The 22,323-nt window shown below is 70.8% G+C and carries 15 protein-coding genes; 13 read left to right on the top strand and 2 right to left on the bottom strand.

The window, feature by feature from the left end; translation table 11 throughout:
* Positions 1 to 125 precede the first annotated feature (125 nt).
* A complete protein-coding gene (locus tag ACIRS4_RS13215; protein ID WP_404194206.1) occupies positions 126 to 1,184 on the top strand; it encodes a lytic polysaccharide monooxygenase in 1,059 nt (352 codons plus the stop codon).
* 128 nt (positions 1,185 to 1,312) lie between these two features.
* Here ACIRS4_RS13215 and ACIRS4_RS13210 read toward each other — a convergent pair whose 3' ends face one another.
* Complete coding sequence (locus ACIRS4_RS13210) at positions 1,313 to 2,317, bottom strand: acetylxylan esterase (RefSeq protein ID WP_404194733.1); 1,005 nt, start codon at positions 2,315 to 2,317, stop codon at positions 1,313 to 1,315.
* Between the two features lie 281 nt (positions 2,318 to 2,598).
* On the opposite strand from ACIRS4_RS13210, the gene ACIRS4_RS13205 reads away from it, so the two are divergent.
* From ACIRS4_RS13205 to ACIRS4_RS13180, 6 genes are read left to right on the top strand one after another with little or no spacing between them, the layout of a single operon-like run.
* Entirely contained in the window at positions 2,599 to 3,588 is a 990-nt protein-coding gene (locus ACIRS4_RS13205) for an ABC transporter permease (protein WP_404194203.1), read from the top strand.
* On the top strand, positions 3,582 to 4,463 hold the full coding sequence (locus ACIRS4_RS13200) for a carbohydrate ABC transporter permease (RefSeq protein ID WP_404194200.1): 882 nt from the start codon (positions 3,582 to 3,584) through the stop codon (positions 4,461 to 4,463). The genes ACIRS4_RS13205 and ACIRS4_RS13200 overlap by 7 nt, the downstream gene beginning before the upstream one ends.
* Positions 4,464 to 4,507: 44 nt before the next feature.
* The gene (locus ACIRS4_RS13195; RefSeq protein WP_404194198.1) at positions 4,508 to 6,160 is read left to right on the top strand and encodes an extracellular solute-binding protein; all 1,653 of its coding nucleotides are present in this window, start codon (positions 4,508 to 4,510) and stop codon (positions 6,158 to 6,160) included.
* Positions 6,157 to 7,665: a xylan 1,4-beta-xylosidase gene (locus ACIRS4_RS13190; RefSeq protein ID WP_404194196.1), complete on the top strand. Its 1,509-nt coding sequence runs from the start codon at positions 6,157 to 6,159 to the stop codon at positions 7,663 to 7,665. The genes ACIRS4_RS13195 and ACIRS4_RS13190 overlap by 4 nt, the downstream gene beginning before the upstream one ends.
* Complete coding sequence (locus tag ACIRS4_RS13185; protein ID WP_404194194.1) at positions 7,662 to 8,342, top strand: hypothetical protein; 681 nt, start codon at positions 7,662 to 7,664, stop codon at positions 8,340 to 8,342. Before ACIRS4_RS13190 ends, ACIRS4_RS13185 begins: the two co-directional genes overlap by 4 nt.
* The gene (locus tag ACIRS4_RS13180) at positions 8,339 to 10,384 is read left to right on the top strand and encodes a beta-galactosidase (protein ID WP_404194192.1); all 2,046 of its coding nucleotides are present in this window, start codon (positions 8,339 to 8,341) and stop codon (positions 10,382 to 10,384) included. Before ACIRS4_RS13185 ends, ACIRS4_RS13180 begins: the two co-directional genes overlap by 4 nt.
* Here ACIRS4_RS13180 and ACIRS4_RS13175 read toward each other — a convergent pair.
* On the bottom strand, positions 10,378 to 12,348 hold the full coding sequence (locus ACIRS4_RS13175) for an alpha-glucuronidase (RefSeq protein WP_404194190.1): 1,971 nt from the start codon (positions 12,346 to 12,348) through the stop codon (positions 10,378 to 10,380). The two genes, ACIRS4_RS13180 and ACIRS4_RS13175, sit on opposite strands and share 7 nt — an antisense overlap.
* Positions 12,349 to 12,859: 511 nt before the next feature.
* Between ACIRS4_RS13175 and ACIRS4_RS13170 the strand changes: the two genes are divergently transcribed.
* The 6 genes from ACIRS4_RS13170 to ACIRS4_RS13145 all read left to right on the top strand — a co-directional run bounded on the left by ACIRS4_RS13170 (position 12,860) and on the right by ACIRS4_RS13145 (position 21,646).
* On the top strand, positions 12,860 to 14,059 hold the full coding sequence (locus ACIRS4_RS13170) for an ROK family transcriptional regulator (protein ID WP_404194730.1): 1,200 nt from the start codon (positions 12,860 to 12,862) through the stop codon (positions 14,057 to 14,059).
* A gap of 123 nt (positions 14,060 to 14,182) precedes the next feature.
* Positions 14,183 to 15,277, top strand: a complete 1,095-nt coding sequence (locus ACIRS4_RS13165) for a sugar ABC transporter substrate-binding protein (protein ID WP_404194187.1) — start codon at positions 14,183 to 14,185, stop codon at positions 15,275 to 15,277.
* 339 nt (positions 15,278 to 15,616) lie between these two features.
* Positions 15,617 to 16,408 (top strand): ATP-binding cassette domain-containing protein, encoded by a 792-nt coding sequence (locus ACIRS4_RS13160; RefSeq protein ID WP_404194184.1) that lies wholly within the window; start codon positions 15,617 to 15,619, stop codon positions 16,406 to 16,408.
* A complete protein-coding gene (locus ACIRS4_RS13155; RefSeq protein WP_404194182.1) occupies positions 16,405 to 17,748 on the top strand; it encodes a sugar ABC transporter permease in 1,344 nt (447 codons plus the stop codon). The genes ACIRS4_RS13160 and ACIRS4_RS13155 overlap by 4 nt, the downstream gene beginning before the upstream one ends.
* A gap of 301 nt (positions 17,749 to 18,049) precedes the next feature.
* Positions 18,050 to 19,978, top strand: coding sequence for a 1-deoxy-D-xylulose-5-phosphate synthase (gene dxs / locus ACIRS4_RS13150; protein WP_351092153.1), 1,929 nt, complete (start codon positions 18,050 to 18,052; stop codon positions 19,976 to 19,978).
* A gap of 147 nt (positions 19,979 to 20,125) precedes the next feature.
* Positions 20,126 to 21,646, top strand: a complete 1,521-nt coding sequence (locus ACIRS4_RS13145) for an amino acid permease (RefSeq protein ID WP_404194179.1) — start codon at positions 20,126 to 20,128, stop codon at positions 21,644 to 21,646.
* Positions 21,647 to 22,323 lie beyond the last annotated feature (677 nt).

Below are 22,323 nucleotides of genomic sequence, written 5' to 3'. Positions count from 1 at the left end.
GTTCCGCACCCCACATGCGCAGAACCCGCGTCGGCCCTCGCGCCGCGCCGTACCACCCGCACCTCCCCCCACCCGCACGGTCCGTACACGGAAGGACGGACTCCGTCATGCGAAGTGTCATGATCATGGCAAAAAGGGGATCGGGCTTACGCGCCAGAGCCCTTCTCCTCGTCTTCGTCTCCCTCCTCGCCGCCGTCCCCGCCATCGGCCTGATCCTCAGCATCGGCGGCAAGGCCGAGGCCCACGGCACCCCCATGAAGCCCGGCAGCCGCACCTTCCTGTGCTGGCAGGACGGCCTGACCGACACCGGCGAGATCAAGCCCATCAACCCGGCCTGCAAGAACGCCCAACAGGTCAGCGGCACCACGCCGTTCTACAACTGGTTCTCGGTGCTGCGCTCCGACGGCGCCGGCCGCACCCGCGGCTTCGTGCCCGACGGGCAACTGTGCAGCGGCGGCAACACCAACTTCACCGGCTTCAACGCCGCCCGCAGCGACTGGCCGTTGACCCACCTCACCGCCGGCGCGTCCGTCGACTTCTCCTACAACGCCTGGGCCGCCCATCCGGGTTGGTTCTACGTCTACGTCACCAAGGACGGCTTCGACCCGACCAGGACCCTCACCTGGAACGACATCGAGGACCGCCCCTTCCTCTCCGTCGACCACCCGCCGCTCAAGGGCAGTCCCGGCACGGTGGAGGCCAACTACAGCTGGAACGGCCGGCTTCCGGCCGGCAAGTCGGGACGCCACATCATCTACATGGTCTGGCAGCGCTCCGACAGCCAGGAGACCTTCTACTCCTGCTCCGACGTCGTGTTCGACGGCGGCAACGGCGAGGTCACCGGCATCCACGAGCCCGGCAACCCGACCGAGCCCGTCCCCGGCGCCTGCACCGCCACCCGCAGGACGACCGGCACATGGAACGGCGGCTACCAGTCCGAGGTGACCGTCACCAACTCCGGCAACGTGCCGATGCTCGGCTGGATGGTCGACTGGACCCTGCCCGCCGGCCAGAAGGTCGACAGCCTGTGGAACGGCGCCGCCACCTACAACGGCCAGGCGGTGATGGTCCACAACGCCGGCTGGAACGGCTCGCTGAGTCCGGGCCAGAGCGCGACGTTCGGGTACGTCGTCACCGGAACCGGCGGCGACAGCGCCACCAGCCTTCCCTGCCGGGTGGGTTGAGCCGGCCCGCTCCGGCGGACGACCGAACCCGGATCCGGTGGGCGGATGTGCCTGTCCGCCCACCGGATCCGCATGCGCGGGCCGAGGCCTGCCCGCGGGCTGCCGTCACCGGTGACCGGTGAGGACGGTCACTTCTCCAATACCTCGCTCAACCAGAGCAGTTGACGCCGCACCTGCTCCGCCTCGCCGCCCTCGTGCCCGTTGTACGGATAGGCGTGCATCTCCTTGCGGGCGGCCCCGCCCCTCAGCTCCCCGTACCGGTTGAACGCCCCGTACGCCCCGCTCGGCGGGCACACCGTGTCCCGCAGCCCCGTGCCGAAGTGTGCCGGGGCGTGGGCGCGGCGGGCGAAGGAGATCCCCTCGACGTAGGAGAGGGTGCGGTACGCGGCCTGCTCGGCCCTCCGGTGAACGCCCAGGTAGGCGGCGATCTCGCCGTAGGGTCCGGCGTCGGTGAGATCCAGCGCGCGGCGCACGCCGCACAGCAGCGGCGCGGTGACCAGAGTGGCCGCCAGGTCGGGCACCAGGCCCGCGACGGCCAGGGCGAGGCCGCCGCCCTGGCTGTTGCCGGCGGCGACGACCCGTGTCCCGTCCACCCCCGGCAGCTCCCGCACCGCCGTCACCGCGCGCACGGCGTCCGTGATCAGACGGCGGTAGTGGTAGTCGTGCGGGGAGAGGATCCCGCGCACGGCGGGACCGGGGCCGCCCGGTGCGGCGGCGTGCGGATCCGGGGTGCCGCCGCCGTTGCCGTACTGGTCGCCCTGGCCGCGGTTGTCCATCAGCAGGTGCGCACAGCCTGCGTTCACCCAGGTCAGCCGTTCATGGGGCAGGCCCCGGCCGCGGCCGTAGCCGACGTACTCGACGACCGCCGGCAAAAGCTCGGCGGGCTCCCCGCCGCGCGGCCCCGCGGGCCGGCTGTACCAGGCGCGCACCGGGTCGCCCCCGAAGCCACGGAACGTCACGTCCCAGGTCCGGGTCAGACGCAGGCCGGTCTCCACCGGCCGGACCGAGAGCAGCGGTTCGTGCCGCTCGGCGTCCTTCAGCGTGTCGTGCCAGAACGCGTCGAAGTCGGCGGGCTCGTCGATGTCGGGGCGGTGGCGCTCAAGATCCGGCAGGGGCAGGTCGAACGCGGGCACGGGCGGCACCTCGCAGGTCGTGGGCGATCGATCGTTGCGTACGTCGTCCAGAAATTTGCGCCAGGACAGTACCACTCGACTCACCGGTCCTACCCCGCCCGGCGGCGTTTCCAACGCCTGTCCCGCCCCAACCGCCCGCCGTGCAGCACCCATTGACAGGGCTTTCCGAGTGCCCTTACGTTTCCGCACAGTTACCGGTAAGGGCACGAAAGTTTCGAGGCGCGCCATGTCGGGGCGTCTGGAGATCGAGCGTTTCTGATGACGCCCCGGGAGGCCCGAGCATGAGCACCTCCACCACATCGGCCCCACCGCCGGGCACCCGGCAGCAGCCGACGAAGAGCCGGCACGGACCGGCGGCCCCGACCGCCCGGCGCGGCTGGCGGCGGTCTGTGCGCCGGGACTGGCAGCTGTACTCGCTGGCCGTACTGCCGCTGCTGTTCTTCCTGGTCTTCCGCTACCTGCCGATGATCGGCAACGTGATCGCCTTCCGGCGCTTCGAGCCGGGCGGTTCCATCCTGGGGGAGCGCTGGGTCGGGCTGCGCTATGTGGAGATGTTCCTGACCGACCCGACCTTCTGGCAGGTGTTCCGCAACACCCTGTGGCTCGGCGCGCTCACCCTGGTCTTCTGCTTCCCGATCCCGGTCGTGTTGGCGCTGCTGCTCAACGAGGTGCGCCGCACCGCGCTCAAGCGGTTCGTGCAGACGGTGTCGTACCTGCCGCACTTCCTGTCGATCGTGATCGTCGCCGGCATCACCATGCAGATGCTGGCGACGGACGGGCCGGTCAACCACGCGCTCGGCTGGTTCGGTCACGATCCGATCCGCTTCGTCCAGGAACCGGAGTGGTTCCGCACGATCTACGTCGGCTCCGAGATCTGGCAGACCGCCGGCTGGGGCACCATCCTCTACCTCGCCGCGCTCACCACCATCGACGACGACCTCTACGAGGCCGCCCGCATCGACGGCGCCGGCCGCCTGCGGCAGATCTGGCACGTCACCCTGCCCGGCATCCGCCCCACCATGATCACGCTGCTGATCCTCAACATCGGCACGTTCATGGCGGTCGGCTTCGAGAAGATCCTGCTGCTCTACAACCCGCTGACCTATCCGACGGCCGACGTGGTCTCCACCTACCTGTACCGCGCCGGCGTGGAGTCCAACAGCTTCAGCTACGCCGCCGCGATCGGCCTGTTCGAGGCGGTCATCGGGCTGGTGCTGATCACCTCCGCGAACCAGCTGTCGCGCCGCACGGTGGGGACCAGCCTGTGGTGAGCCCCGGCCGGCCGACGCGCGGCCAGCGCGCCTTCCAGTCGGTGAACGGCGTCATCCTCACCCTGGTCGTGGTGGTGACCCTCTACCCGTTCGTCAACATCGTGGCCCGCTCCCTCAGCGGCGAGCGCCAGATCCGGGCCGGTGAAGTGACCCTGTGGCCCAAGGGGTTCGACCTCACCACCTACGAGATCGTCGTCCGGGACGGGGTGTTCTGGCGCAACTACGGCAACACCGTGCTGTACACGGTGCTCTCCACCGTCGTGGCGATGATCCTGACGACCTGTTACGCCTACGTGCTGTCGAAGAAGCACCTGCGCGGGCGTGGACTCCTCGTCGGGGTGGCGGTGTTCACGATGTTCTTCTCCGGCGGGCTCATCCCGAACTACGTGCTGATCACCAGTCTCGGCCTGAAGAACTCCGTGTGGGCGATCGCGCTGCCGAACGCGATCAGCGTCTTCAACCTGCTGGTGATGAAGGCCTTCTTCGAGAGCCTGCCGGCCGAGCTGGAGGAGGCCGCCGAGATCGACGGACTGAGCACCTACGGCATCCTGCTCAGGGTCGTGCTGCCGTTGTCCAAGGCGGTCATCGCGACGATGGTGCTGTTCTACTCGGTGTCCTTCTGGAACTCCTGGTTCTCGGCCTTCCTCTACATGGACCGCACCGACCTGATGCCGGTCACCGTCTATCTGCGCAACCTCATCGCGGGCGCCACCGGCGCCACCAACGCCGGCGCCACCACCGAACAGGGCAGCCAGGTCGCGGCGAACATCCAGGCGGTCACCATCGTGCTGACCTCCCTGCCCATCCTCAGCGTGTACCCCTTCGTCCAGCGCTACTTCGTCTCGGGCGTGATGCTCGGCGCGGTGAAGGGCTGAGCGCCACCGAAGTCCCGCAACGGCCAGACGACCAAGGAGCGTTCGTGAAGAACCAAGGAAACCTGTCGCGGCGTCAGATCCTCGCGGCCGCCGGATTCGTCGGTCTCACCGCCCTCACCGGCTGCGGCAGCGGCGGAGACGGCGACGGCAAGGACCTGTCGAAGAAGCAGAACGGCGCGATGAAGGAGTACCGAGTCGGCCAGCAGTTCAAGGCGGCCGAGCCCCTGTCCTTCTCGGTGCTGCACAACGACAACCCGGCCTACCCGATGAAGAGCGGCTGGCCGTTCTGGCAGGAGCTCACCAAGCGCACCGGGATCACCCTGAAACCGGTGTCGGTCCCGTTGAGCGACTACGAGAAGAAGCGCAGCCTTCTCATCGGCGCCGGCGACGCCCCGTTCCTGATCCCCAAGACGTACCACCCCTCCGAGGTCGCGTTCGTGTCGTCGGGCGCGATCCTCCCGGTCAGCGAGTACGTCCATCTGATGCCCAACTTCCAGGACAAGGTGAGGAAGTGGCGGCTGGAACCCGAACTCGACTCCATCCGCCAGTCCGACGGCAAGTACTACCTGCTGCCCGGCCTGCACGAGAAGGTCAAAGCCGGCTACTCGCTGTCGCTGCGCATGGACGTCCTCGACCGGCTCGGCCTGACCGCCCCCGCCACCTGGGACGAGGTGTACACCGTCCTCAAGGCGATCAAGGACCGGTACCCCGACCGCTACCCCTTCACCGACCGCTGGAGCACCAACACCCCCTTCCCCGCGGGCGCCTTCTTCAGCTACCTCGGCCAGGCGTACGGCGTCCGGGCGGGCTGGACCTACGACAACATCAGCTGGGACGACGGCACGAAGAAGTTCGTCTTCACCGGCGCCACCGACGGCTTCCGCCAGATGATCGAATACGTGAGGAGACTGGTCGCCGAGAAGCTGCTGGACCCGGAGAGCTTCACCCAGACCGACGACGACGCGGTGAAGAAGCTGCTGTCCGAGAAGTCCTTCGTGATCAGCGCCAACCCCCAGGAGCTGGTGCAGAAGTACCGCTACAACCTGGAGAGACAGGTCAAGGGCGCGCGGATCGAGATGATCCCGGTACCGCTCGGGCCCGCCGGGCCCGTGGTGCTGGGCGGGGCACGGCTGGAGAACGGCGTCATGATCTCCAGCAAGGCCCTCGAGAGCGACACCTTCGTCGCCATGATGCAGTTCGTGGACTGGCTCTGGTACTCCGACGAGGGGCAGCGGTTCGCCAAGTGGGGTGTGGAGGGCCTCACCTACACCGGCGCCGGCGGCCGGTACCGGCTCAAGGACGGCATCTCCCTCATGGGCTCCGACTCCGACGCCCCGAAGGACCTCCAGAAGGACTACGGCTTCTTCAACGGCGTCTTCACCTACGGCGGCAGCTGGGCCCTCGTCTCCTCCTCCTTCGGCCCGGACGAGAAGAAGTTCCAGGACGCCATGGCCGAGCGGCGGCAACTGCCGATCGCGCCCGCGCACCCGCTGCAGTCCGTCGAGCAGGAACAGGCCACCCTGTGGGACACCCCGCTGAGGGACCACGTCACCCAGAACACGCTGAAGTTCGTCCTCGGCAAGCGCCCGTTGTCCGAATGGGACTCCTACGTCCAGGAGTTGAAGACCAAGAACATGGACCGGCTCGTCGAGCTGCACAACAAGGCCCATGAGCGCTTCAAGAAGGAGAACCGGTGATCCGCGTCCCCGCCGAGGCGGCCGGCCGGCTGCCCGACGCCTGGCGGGCCTGCGTCGGCACCGGCCGGATCGAGCTCGCCCTGCGGCGCGACTACCAGGACTCCCTCGCCCTGCTCCAGCGAGACATCGGGTTCCGGTACATCCGCGGCCACGGCCTGCTCTCCGACGGCATGGGCGTGTACCGCCCCTACGAGCACGAGGGCGCGCGCCGGGTCCGGCACAGCTTCACCTACGTCGACCAGGTCGTCGACTCCCTGCTGGCCCTAGGTATCCGCCCCTTTCTGGAACTCGGCTTCATGCCCGAGGAGTTGGCCTCGGGAGAGCAGACGGTGTTCTGGTGGCGGGGCAACGTCACCCCGCCCCGCTCGCACCGGGAGTGGGCCACCCTCGTCCGCGCCACCCTCGCCCACCTGGTCGACCGCTACGGCCTTGACGAGGTCCGCACCTGGCCCATCGAGGTGTGGAACGAGCCCAACCTGACCGACTTCTGGCAGGACGCGGACGAGAAGGCCTACCACCGGCTGTACGAGGTGACCGCGCACGCCGTGAAGGAGGTGGACGCCGGGCTCCAGGTCGGCGGCCCGGCGATCTCGCCCGGCGCCGACGAATGGCTGGTCCGCTTCGCCGAGTTCGCCGAACGCCGGGACGTGCCGGTCGACTTCGTGTCGAAGCACGCGTACACCTCGGGCCCGGCCCAGCGGGTGCCGTTCGCGTCGTACCAGACGCTGGAGCCCGCCCGGCGCCTCCTGGACCAGTTCGCCACGCCCCGTGAGCTGCTCAAGGGCACCCGCCTGGCGGAACTCCCCATCCACATCACCGAGTTCAACTCCTCGTACTGCCCCGACAACCCCGTCCACGACACCGCCTTCAACGCCGCGTACCTGGCCCCCGTACTCGCGGGCGGCCACGAGCACGCCGACTCCTTCTCCTACTGGACGTTCAGCGACATGTTCGAGGAGGCCGGCGTCCCCACCGCGCTCTTCCACGGCGGCTTCGGGCTTCTCACCCACCGGCAGGTGAAGAAACCGGCCTACCACCTGTACGCGTTCATGGCGCGCATGGGCGAGGAACTGCTGACCCGCGGCCCGGACCACCTGGTGACCCGGCACCCGGACGGCCGGGTCACCGTCCTGGCCTGGGCGCCCGTCGACGCGAGCGGCACGACGCCCGGCCCGGAGCGGCACACCCTGCGGCTGTCCGTCCCCGTGCGCGGGCCGGAGGCGTTCGTGCGCCGGTCCACCGTGGACGAGGAACACGGCAACGCCCGTACGGCGTGGCAGCGGATGGGCAGCCCCCGCTCGCCCCGCCCGCACCAGCTCGACGTCCTGCACGAGGCGGCCGAGCCCGCACGCGGCCACCTCCGGCTGCCCGTCGAGGACGGCCGGGCCGCCCTCGACCTCACGCTGGCTCGCCACGAGATCACCCTCGTCGAGATCAGCCCCGTCGAGGATGAGGCCCCGCCCTGGTCGGACGAGCGCCGGCTGCTCGGAAGGGACCCCGGATGAGCACCCCGCCGATCGCCTTCGGCGCCGGCCCCCTCTCCCGCGCCGCCGCCCTCGTCCACACCCTGCTCACCGTCGAGGCGCTGCTGCTCCTGACCGCCGCACCGGGCTTCGCCGCCCTGCTGTCCGTCGGCACGGACCCGGGCGGACTGCCGCTCGCCGCGCTCTGCCTGCTGCCGCTCGGCCCCGCCCTGTCCGCCGCCGTCTACGCCCTGCACCACCGCGGCCGCGACCTCACCGACCTCCACCCGGCCCGCGCCTACCTGCGCGGCCTGCGCCTCAACGCCCTGCCCGCGCTGAAGCTCTTCGCACCCCTGCTGGCCTGGCTGACCGTGATCGCCTTCACTCTCACCCACTTCACCGCGACCGGACTGCCCGGCTGGTGGGCGGTGCTGCTCGGCGCGATCGGCGTGACGCTGCTGCTGTGGGGCGCCCATGCCCTCGTCCTCACCTCGCTCTTCGCGTTCCGCGCCCGCGACACCGCCCGCCTCGCCGGGTACTTCCTGCTCCGGCACGGCCGCGCCACCCTCGCCGCCGCCTCCCTGCTCGTGCTGGCCGGCGCGCTCACCGCCCTGCTCACCGAGGCCCTGCCCGCCCTGCTCGCCGCCCCGCTGCTGCTCTCCCTGCTGCACACGAGCCGCACGGTGATCGCGCAGACCCAGGAGGACTTCACCGCATGACCGCCCCCGACAACGGAAACGACGGCCGCCTCCCGCGCACCGGCAAGATCCCCTACGGCGGCGACTACAACCCCGAACAGTGGCCGGAGCGGGTGTGGGACGATGACCACCGCCTGTTCTCCCGGGCCGGCGTCGACACCCTCACCGTCGGCGTCTTCTCCTGGTCGCTCACCCAACCCGCCGAAGAGGTCTACGACTTCACCCTCCTGGACCGCGTCCTCGCCCGCGCCGCGCGTGGGGGCCGGCACATCGTCCTGGCCACCGGCACCGCCGCCGTCCCGCCCTGGCTCGCCAAGCGGTATCCCGAAGTCAACCGCACCGACTTCGAGGGCCGCCGGCACCGCTACGGCCAGCGCCACAACTTCTGCCCCAGCGCGCCGGCCTACCGCCGGCTCGCCACCGCTCTGGCCGGCCGGCTCGCCGAACGCTACGCCGGACACGAGGCGTTGCTCGCCTGGCACATCAACAACGAGTACGGCGGCGCCTGTCACTGCGACGCGTGCGCCGAAGCCTTCCGCGGCTGGCTGCGCGAGCGGCACGGCACGCTGGACGCGCTCAACGACGCCTGGTGGACCGCCTTCTGGTCGCACCGCTACACCGACTGGGACCAGATCGAGGCGCCGAGCGCGCTCACCGAGCACTGGCGCGGCCCCGACCACACCGCCTTCCAGGGCATCACCCTCGACTACCAGCGCTTCATGACCGACGCCCTGCTCGGCTGCTTCACGGCCGAGAAGGAGGCGATCCGCGTCCACGACCCGGACACCCCCGTCACCACCAACCTCATGGGCGCCTACCGCCCGCTCGACTACCACCGCTGGGCGCCCCACCTGGACTTCGCCTCCTGGGACAACTACCCGCCCCTCGACGCGCCGCCCACCCGGCCCGCCCTCGCCCACGACCTGACCCGCGGCCTGAAGGACGGCGCGCCCTTCTGGCTGATGGAGCAGACCCCGTCCACGACCGCCTGCCGCGACGTGAACCCGCTCAGACGCCCCGGCGAGCTCCGCCTGGCGACCTGGCAGGCCGTCGCCCACGGCGCCGACGCCGCCCTCTACTTCCAGCTGCGGGCCTCGCTCGGCGCCTGCGAGAAGTACCACGGGGCGGTCATCGGACACGCCGGCCGCGCCGACACCCGCGTCTTCCGCGAGGTCGCCGCCCTCGGCGAAGAGCTGGCGCGGCTCGGGGACCTCACGCTGGGCGCCCGCACCCCGGCCCGCACCGCGCTCCTCTTCGACTGGGACAGCTGGTGGGCCCTGGAGATCTCCGACGGCCCCTCCCGGCTGGTCCGCTACCCGGACGTCGTCCACGCCTACTACCGGGCCGCCCGGGAGGCGGGCGCCGACGTGGACGTCGTCCCCGTGACCGCCGACCTGACCCGCTACGACGTGGTCCTCGCCCCCGTCCTCCACCTGATCCGGGGCGACCTGGCCACCCGTCTGGAGGAGCTGACCCGGCGCGGCGGCACCTTCCTCGCGACCTTCCTCACCGCCCGCTGCGACGAGCACGACCGGGCGTTCCCCACCGACGTGCCCGGCCCGCTCGCCGGCCTCCTGGGCATCCGCGTCGACGAGTGGGACGCCCGCCCGCAGGACGTCGTACAGCCCGTGCACATGGGGGACGCCCGCCACGACGCCCGTCTCGTCTTCGAGATCGTGCAGCCACGCGGCGCCGAACCGGTCGCCACCTACGGCGCGGACTTCTACGCCGGCACGCCCGCGGTGACCCGCCACCGGTTCGGCGACGGGGAGGCCTGGTACGTGGCCACCGCCCTGGACCCGAGCGGCGTCGACGACGTCGTCCGGCGCGTCCTGGACCGCCACGGCCTCGTCGGCCCCTACGCCCACCTGCGCACCGTCGAGACCGCCGGCCGTGTCACCCCCGCGGGCGAGCACCTCCTCTTCCTCCTCAACCACGCCACCGCCCCGGCGCACCTGACCGCCCACACCGCCGCCGTCGACCTGCTCACCGGCAAGCGGTACGCGCGGGGCCAGCCCCTCGCCCTCGACCCGCTGGGCGTGATGGTCCTCCGGCCTCAGTAGACGGTCCGGCCCCGTTCGTCCGGGATCCCCGACTTGCGCAGGAAGTAGCTGTTCACCTGGTCCCGCCACTCCCGCGCACAGCGCACCTGCTCCTCGAACCGCTCGGTCACGCGCACGTGCCGGCCCGGCGCCACCAGGTCCGCGAGGCCCTCCCACACCCGGAGGGCCTCCTCGGCCTCCTCGACGCCCTCGAAGTGGGTGTCGTAGATGTGCTGGATCACCGTCTTCCCGCTGTGCAGCACATGCCCGTACGGGACATGGTGGAAGAACAGCAGCAGCTCGTCGGGGCAGGAGCCGGGCGTCTCGTAGAGCTCGGACCACGGCTTGGCGTACTGGGCGGCGAAACCGGTCCCGGTGGCGGCGCTGCGGTCCACGCCCACGCCGTCGCGGTCGGCGAAGTGGTAGGTGCCCCAGGGGCTGTACTCGTAGCCGTCGACGCTCGGCCCGTAGTGGTGCCCCGGCTGCACCATGAAACCGACGCCGAGCGGCGCCGTGTACTTCTCGTACGTCGCCCAGGATCCGTCCAGCACCCGGTGCAGGCCGGCCACCAAGCGCTCCGGGGCGGCGGGGAAGGTCAGCGCGATCCACTCGTCCAGGATCCGGAGCGGGTCGGCGTCCGGCCGCCAGGCGAGCCGCCCGAAGGTGTAGAGGTTCGCCTGCGCCAGCGGATGCCCGGTCCAGAACGGGTCGTCGCCCACGTTGGACACCGCCACGATCCCGCCCCGCGCCGTCTCCCCGACACAGGCCTCCTCCAGCGGCCGGAACCGCAGCACCTCGCTCCACATCGGGCCGAGCCAGCACACGTGCCGCTGCTGACCGGTGTACTCCTGCGTGGCCTGCACCTCCAGCGCGAGTCGGGTCCGCGGCATCGCCCCCAGCACGGGCGAGACGGGCTCGCGCACCTGGAAGTCCATCGGCCCGTGCTTCACCTGGAGCACCGCGTTGTCGGCGAACTCCCCGTCCAGCGGCGCGAAGTGGTCGTACGCCGCCCTCGCCCGGTCCGTCGTGCGGTCCCGCCAGTCCTGGCGGTGGTCGTAGACGAACGCCCGCCAGTGCACCGTGCCCCCGTACGGGGCGAGCGCGGCGGCGAGCATGTTCGCGCCGTCCGCGTGCGAGCGGCCGTAGGCGAACGGCCCAGGACGGCCCTCCGAGTCAGCCTTCACCACGAACCCGCCGAAGTCCCCGATCACCGCGTACACCTCGCGCACGGCCCGCTCCCACCAGTCGCGCACGGCCGCGTCCAGGGGGTCGGCCGTGGGCAGCCCGCCGAGCACGACCGGCGCGGCGAAGGTGACCGACAGATGTGTCCGGATCCCGTACGCCCGCAACTCCTCCGCGATCTCGGCGACTTCACCGATCCGGTCGGTCAGCAGCCGGGCCTCGACGTCGTGCACGTTGACGTTGTTCACGCAGACGGCGTTGATCCCGCAGGCCGCGAGGAGCCGCGCGTACGCCCGTATCCGCTCCTTCTCGCCCCGCGCCCGTCCGTCCCGCCAGAACAGCGAGCCGCCCGCGTACCCGCGCTCCACCTGACCCATGACCGGGTGCACGGCGACGTTGTCCCAGTGGTCCAGCATGCGCAGCGCCGTGGCCGGTCGGTGCGTCTCGCGCGGGGACTCGCCGTCGAACGCCGTCTCACCGAGCCGTACGACGTGGAACAGGCCGTACAGCAGCCCGCGTCCGTCGGGGGCCGTGACCGTCGTCGTGCCGCCGTCCCGTGCGAACGCGAAGTCCTCGGGCCCCGACTCGGTGTCGGATTCGACCACTTCGAGCAGCAGGTCGTGGGGGCCGTCGTCCTCGACCAGCCGCCCGCCGAACCGCTCGCAGGCGTCCGCCACCTCGCTCCGCACGGTGTCCGGCAGTGGCCCCGCCCCTCGGATCAGGGTCCGCCGCGTCCCCAGAGCGCGAAACGCCTCGGGCGGCAGCCAGGCGGGGTCGACGCCCGCCGTATCCGGTCGACTCAAGACGACAACTCCCCTTCGGGAAACCGCGCACGCTCACCGTGCCGGACAACGTTGTCCCGCAGGACACGCCGACATCAGTAGCGGCCCGGCGACGGAGGGTGTCAAGAAGGCCTGTCCCGCCAAGGGGGCTTCACGGCTTGTGCTTTTTTCCGGTGCTCTCTCCCCGGGCGATGCGCGGAGGCCGACGCGGGAGCGATGAAGTGAACCCCGTGTCTTCAGGCGGCGTAGGCGCACCACTTGCTCCCAAGGCCCCGCAGGCATCGCATGATGTCCGCCTGTGCCCCTATACGTCCATGTACGCGCTCAGTGGGTGAGTCGAATCCGGCGACACCGCGCACCTGCCCCCGTACACCCCGCGACCACCGATCGGGTCGCTGTGCGCCTGATTGTTCGACCACGCGGAAACCGTTCAACCTCTTGACGGGAGGCGACCCGAACAGCTCAGCTTAGAGTTCACTAGTTGGACATGGACGGGGTCTCATCGAAGCGGCCCCGCGCGCAGGAGGTCGTCGTGGAGACTCCGGGGTCGCAGTCGTCGCTGCACCGAGCCAACCTGGAGCGAGTCGTACGGGCCGTGCGTCTGGCCGGGTCACTCACTCAGGCGGAGATCGCCCGGACGACAGGGTTGTCGGCGGCGACCGTGTCCAACATCGTGCGGGAGCTGAAGGACGGCGGAACCGTCGAGGTCACGCCCACCTCCGCGGGCGGCCGCAGGGCTCGCAGCGTGTCGCTGAGCGGGGACGCCGGCATCGTCATCGGGGTGGATTTCGGCCACACGCATCTGCGGGTCGCGGTGGGCAACCTCGCCCATCAGGTCCTGGCCGAGGAAGCCGAGCCGCTGGATGTGGACGCCTCCGCCCAGCAGGGCTTCGACCGGGCAGAACAGCTGGTCAGCCGGTTGATCGAGGCGACCGGCGTGGACCGGTCGAAGATCGCCGGGGTGGGGCTCGGCGTCCCCGGGCCCATCGAGCTGGAGTCCGGCACGCTCGGCTCCTCCGCCATCCTGCCCGGCTGGATCGGCACCCGTCCCGCGGAGGAGCTGCGGGGCCGTCTCGGCGTGCCCGTGCACGTGGACAACGACGCCAACCTCGGAGCCCTCGGCGAGATGGTCTGGGGCAGCGGCCGAGGCGTACGTGATCTTGCCTACATCAAGGTCGCGAGCGGCGTCGGCGCGGGGCTGGTGATAGACGGCAAGATCTACCGCGGTCCCGGCGGAACCGCCGGCGAGATCGGGCACATCACCCTCGACGAGTCCGGCCCCGTCTGCCGCTGCGGCAACCGCGGCTGCCTGGAGACCTTCGCGGCCGCGCGGTACGTCCTGCCGCTCCTCCAGGGGAGCCACGGCACCGACCTCACGATGGAGGGCGTCGTGCGGCTGGCCAGGGACGGCGACCCGGGCTGCCGTCGGGTGATCGCCGACGTGGGCCGCCATGTCGGCAGCGGAGTCGCCAATCTCTGCAACCTGTTGAACCCGAGCCGGGTCGTCCTCGGCGGCGATCTCGCCGAGGCCGGCGAGCTGGTGCTCGGGCCGATAAGGGAGTCCGTGGGCCGCTATGCGATCCCCAGTGCGGCACGGCAGCTCTCCGTTCTTCCAGGGGCACTTGGGGGCCGCGCGGAGGTGCTCGGGGCGCTCGCGCTCGCCCTCAGCGAGATGGGTGATTCGACCCTTTTGGACGGCACCCTCACCGTCGCGGCACCCGCCTTCACTTAGAGAACGCATGACGCCGTTGCCATCTCGTTAAGTATTTACTTCTTGACGTCGAACTTGCGGCCGAGTTGACTTCGAGCCACCTCGGCCGCAGCGTTGCGGCCCTGTCAGGGAGGCACACCCCAAATGAACGCAACGATGCGTAGAGTCGTGATCGGCGCCACCGCCGTCTCCATGGCGCTGTCGATAGCCGCCTGTGGCAAGGCGGGCGACGACAAGGACGCCGGCAGCAGCAACTCGGACAGCAAGTCCATCGCCCTGCTGCTCCCCGACAGCGTCACCGCGCGCTACGAGAAGTTCGACAAGCCGCTGTTCACGGCCAAGGTCAAGGAGCTCTGCTCCGACTGCGACGTCGAGTACGCGAACGCCGCCGCCGACGCCGCCAAGCAGGCCCAGCAGGTCAGCAGCATGGTGACCAAGGGCGTCAAGGTCATCGTGATCTCGGCCCAGGACTCCGCCGCGATCAAGTCCTCCATCAAGGCCGCGGTGGCCAAGGGCGTCAAGGTCGTCGCGTACGACCGCCTCGCGCAGGGCCCGGTCTCCGCCTACGTCTCCTTCGACAACGTCAAGGTCGGCGAGCTCCAGGGCCAGTCCCTGCTCGACGCCCTGGGCGCCAAGGCCACCCCGGCCGCCAAGGTCGTCATGATCAACGGCGACGACCAGGACCCGAACGCCGCGCAGTTCAAGGAAGGCGCCCACAAGGCCCTCGACGGCAAGGTCACCATCGCCTACGAGCAGTCCGGCCTGTGGAAGGACACGGTCGCCGCCGAGAAGATGTCGGCCGCGATCACCCAGATCGGCGCCAAGAACATCGCCGGCGTCTACTCCGCCAACGACGGCATGGCCGGTGGCATCGCCAACACCCTCAAGGGCGCCGGCATCGGCAACATCCCGCTGACCGGCCAGGACGCCGAACTCGCCGCCGTCCAGCGGATCGTGGCCGGCACCCAGTTCTCCACGGTCTTCAAGGCCTTCAAGCCGGAGGCCGACGCCGCCGCGCAGATGGCCGTCAACCTGCTCCAGGGCAAGGACATCAAGTCCCTTGCCACGACGGAGCAGACCAGCGGCTCCGGCGACAAGGTGCCCTCCCAGCTGCTGACCCCGGTGTCGGTCACCAAGGCCAACATCAAGGACGCCCTCCTCAAGGACAAGGTGTACACCGTCAGCGAGATCTGCACCGCCCAGTACGCCGCCGCCTGCAAGGCCGCCGGCCTGCAGTAGGCGCCCGCAACGCGCCGACGGCCCGGGCCCCGCAGCAGGGACCCGGGCCCCCGGCCGCCGCGCGGCCCCGCGCCGCACGGCCCACGCCGACGGCCTCACGCCGTACGGCCCCGCGAGACCCCGCCGACGCCCGCCCCGCCCAACACCCCGCTGCGGGGCGGGCGTCGGACGGAACCGTCGCCGACGACGACCGAACGGAACCGTTGCCGACGCCGACGGTCTCGCGCATGTTCATTCTGTAAACCTCGTGCGCCGGCGCCGCCCACCCGCGAGCGCCCCGCACATCCCTCCGCGCCTGTCCCACAGCGCGGCATCCCCGCCGGTCAGGCGGCGAAGGAGATGGTTCACGTGTCCGCTACGCCCGTGCTGGCGTTGCGCGGAGTCTCCAAGCGATTCGGTGCGGTCCAGGCCCTCACCGACGTCGAACTGGAGGTCCACGCCGGAGAGGTCGTCGCGCTGGTCGGCGACAACGGCGCAGGAAAGTCCACCCTGGTCAAGACGATCGCGGGTGTCCACCCCATCGATGAGGGCGTCATCGAGTGGCAGGGCAAACCGGTCAGCATCAACAAGCCGCACGACGCCCAGGGCCTCGGCGTCGCGACGGTCTACCAGGACCTCGCCCTGTGCGACAACCTCGACGTGGTCGGCAACCTCTACCTCGGACGTGAGCTGCTGCACCGCGGCGTCATCGACGAGGTGACGATGGAGAAGAACGCCCGCGAGCTGCTGTCCACGCTCTCCATCCGCATCCCGAGCGTGCGCATCCCGATCGCCAGCCTCTCCGGAGGCCAGCGCCAGGTCGTCGCCATCGCCCGCGCGCTGATCGGCGACCCCAAGGTCGTCATCCTCGACGAGCCCACCGCCGCCCTCGGCGTCGAGCAGACCGCGCAGGTCCTCGACCTGGTCGAGCGGCTGCGCGAGCGCGACCTCGGCGTCATCCTCATCAGCCACAACATGGCCGATGTGAAGGCGGTCGCGGACACCGTCGCCGTCCTGCGCCTGGGCAAGAACAACGGTTCCTTCCCCGTGAAGGACACCAGTCACGAAGAGATCATCGCCGCCATCACGGGTGCCACGGACAACGCCGTCACCCGTCGTGCCGGACGTCGCACCACGGAGGCGGCCAAGTGAGCGACACGTCCAAGACCGTCAAGAGCGCCGCCGGGGCCGTCAAGTCCGACGGCGTCGTGGAGGACCAGACCACGGTCGCGCCCGCCGACGACCCGACGGCCGCCCCGGTCGCCGTCGTCGACCCGCGCCTGCTGGTCCGCGAAGAGGGCCTCAAGGGATACGTCACCGAGTTCAAGCGCAAGATCAAGGGCGGCGAGCTCGGCTCGCTCCCGGTGGTCCTCGGCCTGATCATCATCTGGGTCATCTTCCAGTCGAAGAACGACCGCTTCCTGAGCGCCGACAACCTCTCCGACGTCAGCTACTTCATGTCGGCCACCGGCATGCTCGCCATCGGCCTGGTGTTCGTCCTCCTGCTCGGCGAGATCGACCTGTCCGTCGGCTCCGTCAGCGGTCTGGCCTCCACGCTCTTCGCCGTGTTCGTCGTCGAGCACGGCATGAACGGCTGGCTGGCCCTGATCCTCGCCATCGTCACGGGCCTCGGCATCGGCGCGCTGCACGGCTGGTTCTTCGCGAAGATCGGCGTACCGGCGTTCGTGGTGACCCTCGCCGGCTTCCTCGGCTGGAACGGCCTGATGCTGTGGCTGCTCGGCTCGACCGGCACCATCAACATCCCCTCCGACGACGGCCCCGTCTACATCCTCGGCCAGAGCTCGTTCTTCATGGACCAGGCCATCGTCGGCGCCTACCTGCTGGCCGGCCTCGGCGTAGTGCTCTCCCTCGTGGGCAACTTCGGCGAGCAGCGCCGCCGCAGGGCCGCCGGCGTGCCCTTCCGGCCCACCGGCGAGATCCTCGTCCGGGTCGGGCTGCTGGCCATCGCCTCCTTCGCCGCCGCCGCCGTGCTGAACAACGCCCAGGGCGTCTCCAACGCGCTGGTGCTCTTCCTCGCGGCGCTGGTGATCGTGGACTTCGTGCTGCGCCGCACCACGTACGGCCGCAAGGTGTTCGCGGTCGGCGGCGGCATCGAGGCCGCGCGCCGCGCCGGCATCAACGTGCCGATGATCCGCATCACGGTGTTCGCCATCTCCGGCGGCTTCGCCGCGATCGGCGGCATGTTCTTCGCCGGCCAGACCGCGTCCGCGACGCTGAACGCGGGCGGCGGCAACACCCTGATGCTGGCCATCGCCGCGGCGGTCATCGGCGGCACCAGCCTCTTCGGCGGACGCGGCTCCGTGTGGTCCGCGCTGCTGGGCATGCTCGTCATCCAGTCGATCACGACCGGACTGAACCTGCTGAACATGAACACCTCGATCCAGTACATGATCACCGGTGGCGTTCTGCTCGGCGCGGTCGTCATCGACTCCGTCTCCCGCCGCAGCCAGAAGGCCGCGGGCCGCGGATAGCGGTCCGCGCGGCGCCGTCCGGGGCGCGGTCCCACCACGGCCGACCCGCCGTCGTGGCTGGTCGCGCCCGCACGGCGGAGCCGCACGTCGGTACAGCCCCGCACCTCTGCCCGGCACCGCTCCCCGGTGCCGGGCACAGGCGTGTGCGGATACCGGCACGACTCGTGTGACGTGGGCGCCGTCACGGGTACTGACCCGGCGTGACGTACTACGCACGGGGTGGGCGTCGTCCGCCCGGGCGGAACATTAGACTCGATGCGCCCGGAAACAGCTCGATCAGCTCTACTGCAAGGAGGCACGGGTGCCGCTGCTGACCCGCATCAGGGGACCGCGCGATCTGGACCGGCTCAGCCCGGAGGAGCTGACCCTGCTGGCCGGGGAGATCCGGAGCTTCCTCGTCGACGCCGTCTCCAAGACCGGCGGCCACCTCGGCCCCAACCTCGGCGTGGTCGAGCTCACCATCGCCCTGCACCGCGTCTTCGAGTCACCCAAGGACAAGGTGCTCTGGGACACCGGCCACCAGTCCTACGTGCACAAGCTGCTCACCGGGCGGCAGGACTTCTCCCGGCTGAAGATGAAGGGCGGCCTGTCCGGCTACCCCTCGCAGGCCGAGTCCGAGCACGACGTCATCGAGAACAGCCACGCCTCCACGGTGCTCGGCTGGGCCGACGGCATCGCCAAGGCCAACCAGCTGCTGGAGCGCGACAGCCACGTCGTGGCCGTCATCGGCGACGGCGCCCTGACCGGCGGCATGGCCTGGGAGGCGCTCAACAACATCGCCGAGGCCAAGGACCGTCCGCTCGTCATCGTCGTCAACGACAACGAGCGCTCCTACGCGCCGACCATCGGCGGCCTCGCCAACCACCTGGCCACGCTGCGCACGACCGACGGCTACGAGCGCTTCCTCACCCGCACCAAGGAGATCCTCGACCGCACGCCGGTCGTCGGACGGCCCCTCTACGAGACGCTGCACGGCGCCAAGAAGGGCCTGAAGGACCTGGTCGCCCCCCAGGGCATGTTCGAGGACCTCGGCCTGAAGTACGTCGGCCCCATCGACGGGCACGACCTGGAGGCCCTGGAATCGGCGCTGGCCCGCGCCAAGCGGTTCGGCGGCCCCGTCATCGTGCACTGCCTCACCGAGAAGGGCCGCGGCTACCAGCCCGCCCTCCAGGACGAGGCCGACCGCTTCCACGCCGTCGGCAAGATCCACCCGGACACCGGCCTGCCGATCTCCACCTCCGGCGCCGACTGGACCTCCGTCTTCGGCGACGAGATGGTCGAGCTCGGCAAGGAGCGCGAGGACATCGTCGCCATCACCGCCGCGATGCTCCAGCCCGTCGGCCTCGACAAGTTCGCCAAGGCCTTCCCCGAGCGCGTCTACGACGTCGGCATCGCCGAGCAGCACGGCGCGGTCTCCGCGGCGGGCCTCGCGCACGCGGGCGTGCACCCCGTCTTCGCCGTCTACGCCACCTTCCTCAACCGCGCCTTCGACCAGGTGCTGATGGACGTCGCCCTGCACAAGTGCGGCGTCACCTTCGTCCTGGACCGGGCCGGCGTCACCGGCACCGACGGCGCCTCCCACAACGGCATGTGGGACATGTCGATCCTCCAGGTCGTTCCCGGCCTGCGGCTGGCCGCCCCGCGCGACGCAGACCAGGTGCGCGCCCAGCTGCGCGAGGCCGTCGCCGTCGACGACGCCCCGACCGTCGTCCGCTTCTCCAAGGGCGCCGTCGGCCCCGCCGTGCCCGCCGTGGGCCGTGTGGGCGGCATGGACGTGCTGCGCGAGCCCGGCACCGACCGGCCCGACGTGCTGCTCGTCTCCGTGGGCGCCCTCGCCCCCATGTGCCTGGAGATCGCCGCGCTGCTCGACCGGCAGGGCATCACCACCACCGTCGTCGACCCCCGCTGGGTCAAGCCCGTCGACGAGGCGATGGCCCCGCTCGCCGACCGCCACCGCGTCGTCGTCACCGTCGAGGACAACTCCCGCGTCGGCGGCGTCGGCTCCGCGATCTCCCAGGCCCTGCGCGACGCCGGCGTCGACGTCCCGCTGCGCGACTTCGGCATCCCGCCGCGCTTCCTCGACCACGCCTCCCGTGCCGAGGTCATGGCGGAGATCGGCCTGACCGCCCCCGACATCGCCCGCCAGGTCACCGGCCTGGTATCCCGGCTCGACGGCCGGTACGGCGGGACCACGGCGGCGGCCGACGCGGTGGAGTCCGCGCGCGACTGACGCCACCCGACCCACCCGGATGGGCCGGTACGACCACTGTGAAGAGTGGTCGTACCGGCCCATTCGCGTTAACGCGCCCGCGCCGGGGCATACGCAATACGCCCCCTCTCGATCATGTCGAGGACGACACAGCGTGGGAGGTACCCCGTGAGCAGCACCCTCTTCCGGACGAAGAAGGTCGAGCAGTCCATCCTCGATACCGAGGAGCCAGAGCACGCGCTCAAGAAGTCCTTGTCCGCGCTGGACCTGACCGTCTTCGGCGTCGGCGTCATCATCGGCACCGGCATCTTCGTCCTCACCGGCACCGTGGCCAAGAACAACGCCGGTCCCTCCGTCGCGCTGGCCTTCGTGGTGTCCGGCGTCGTCTGCGCGCTCGCCGCGCTCTGCTACGCCGAGTTCGCCTCCACCGTCCCGGTGGCGGGCTCCGCGTACACGTTCTCGTACGCCTCCCTGGGGGAACTGCCCGCCTGGATCATCGGCTGGGACCTCGTCCTGGAGTTCGCGCTCGGCACGGCGGTGGTCGCCGTCGGCTGGTCCGGGTACATCCACTCGCTGCTGGACAACGTGGGTGTGCACCTGCCGGCCGCGCTCGGCGTCCGGGACGGCGCGGAGGGCTTCGGCTTCGACATCCTCGCCGCGCTGCTGGTGCTGGTGCTCACCGCCATCCTGGTGGTCGGCACCAAGCTCTCCGCGCGCGTGACCTCCGTCGTGGTCGCCATCAAGGTGACCGTCGTGCTCACCGTGATCGTCGCCGGCGCCTTCCTGATCGAGGGTGAGAACTACAAGCCGTTCATCCCGAAGTCGCAGCCGGTGCCGGCGGGCGACAGCCTGCAGTCCCCGTTGATCCAGCTGATGTTCGGCTGGGCGCCGTCCAACTTCGGCGTGCTGGGCATCTTCACGGCCGCCTCGGTCGTCTTCTTCGCCTTCATCGGCTTCGACGTCGTCGCCACGGCCGCCGAGGAGACCAGGAACCCGCAGCGGGACATGCCCCGCGGCATCCTCGGCTCGCTCGTCATCTGCACCACGCTGTACGTGCTGGTGTCGATCGTCGTGACCGGCATGCAGCACTACAGCAAGCTGTCCGTCACCGCGCCGCTCGCCGACGCCTTCAAGGCCACCGGGCACCCCTGGTTCGCCGGGTTCATCAGCTTCGGCGCCGCCGTCGGCCTCACCACGGTCTGCATGATCCTGCTGCTCGGACAGACCCGGGTCTTCTTCGCGATGAGCCGCGACGGACTGCTGCCCCGCTTCTTCTCGCGGGTCCACCCGCGGTTCAAGACCCCGCACCGGCCGACCATCCTGCTCGGGGTGCTCATCGCGGTCCTGGCCGGCTTCACGCCGCTGAGCGAGCTGGCCGAACTGGTCAACATCGGCACGCTCTTCGCCTTCGTGGTCGTCGCGATCGGCGTGATCATCCTCCGCCGGACCCGCCCCGACCTGCACCGGGCCTTCCGCACTCCGTGGGTGCCGGCCATCCCGATCCTGTCGGTGGCCGCCTCCCTGTGGCTCATGCTCAACCTGCCCGCCGAGACCTGGGTCCGCTTCGCCGTCTGGATGGTCATCGGCATCGTCGTCTACTTCCTGTACGGCCGCTCCCACAGCCGCCTGGCCCGCGCCGAAACCCCGTCGAGCCAGGAGCCGCCCCCGCCGACCCCGGAACCCCGCTGACCGCTGCGCGGCCCCGGCGCGACTGAATCCCGCCGACCGGGCTCCGCCCCCGGCGGGGCCGGGGCCCGCTGAGTGCGCTGCCCCACCCGGGGCGGCCGGATGCCAAGCTCAGCCTGCTGCCCCCGGAGCGGTTGGAGGTCGGCTGGGCGGCGTGCGCCCCGGGCGGGGCGGGACGCCAGGCGCTCCCGCCGCGGCTGGAAGCCGCCGACCGGGCTCCGCCCCCGCAGCGGCTGAACCCCCGCCGGGCGGGCTGCGCCCCTCGGAGTGGCTGGGTGCTCGCTGGGCGGGCCGTGCCCCGGTGGGATCGTGGGCTCGTTGGGTGGGTGCGTCCCTGGGGTGGCGGAGCCCGCTGGGTGCGATGCGACCCGGGGCGGCTGGGAGCCCATTGAGTGGGCTGCGTCCATGGGTGGCGGGGAGCCCGCTGGGCGGGGCGTGACTCCGGCTGGCCCGAGGCCCGTTGGGTGGGCTGCGCCCCCGCAGCGGCTGGACCCCCGCCCTGCGGGGGTCGTCCCTGGGGTGGCTGGAGGCCCGCTGGGCGGGATGCGACCCGGGGCGGCTGGAAGAGCGTTGAGGGGGCTGTGTCCATGGGTGGCGGGGAGCCCGCTGGGCGGGGCGTGACTCCGGCTGGCCCGAGGCCCGTTGGGTGGGCTGCGCCCCCGCAGCGGCTGGACCCCCGC

Source organism: Streptomyces sp. NPDC101166 (genome assembly GCF_044768125.1).
Lineage (GTDB): Bacteria > Actinomycetota > Actinomycetes > Streptomycetales > Streptomycetaceae > Streptomyces.
This window is presented reverse-complemented; position numbering and strand designations above follow the sequence as displayed.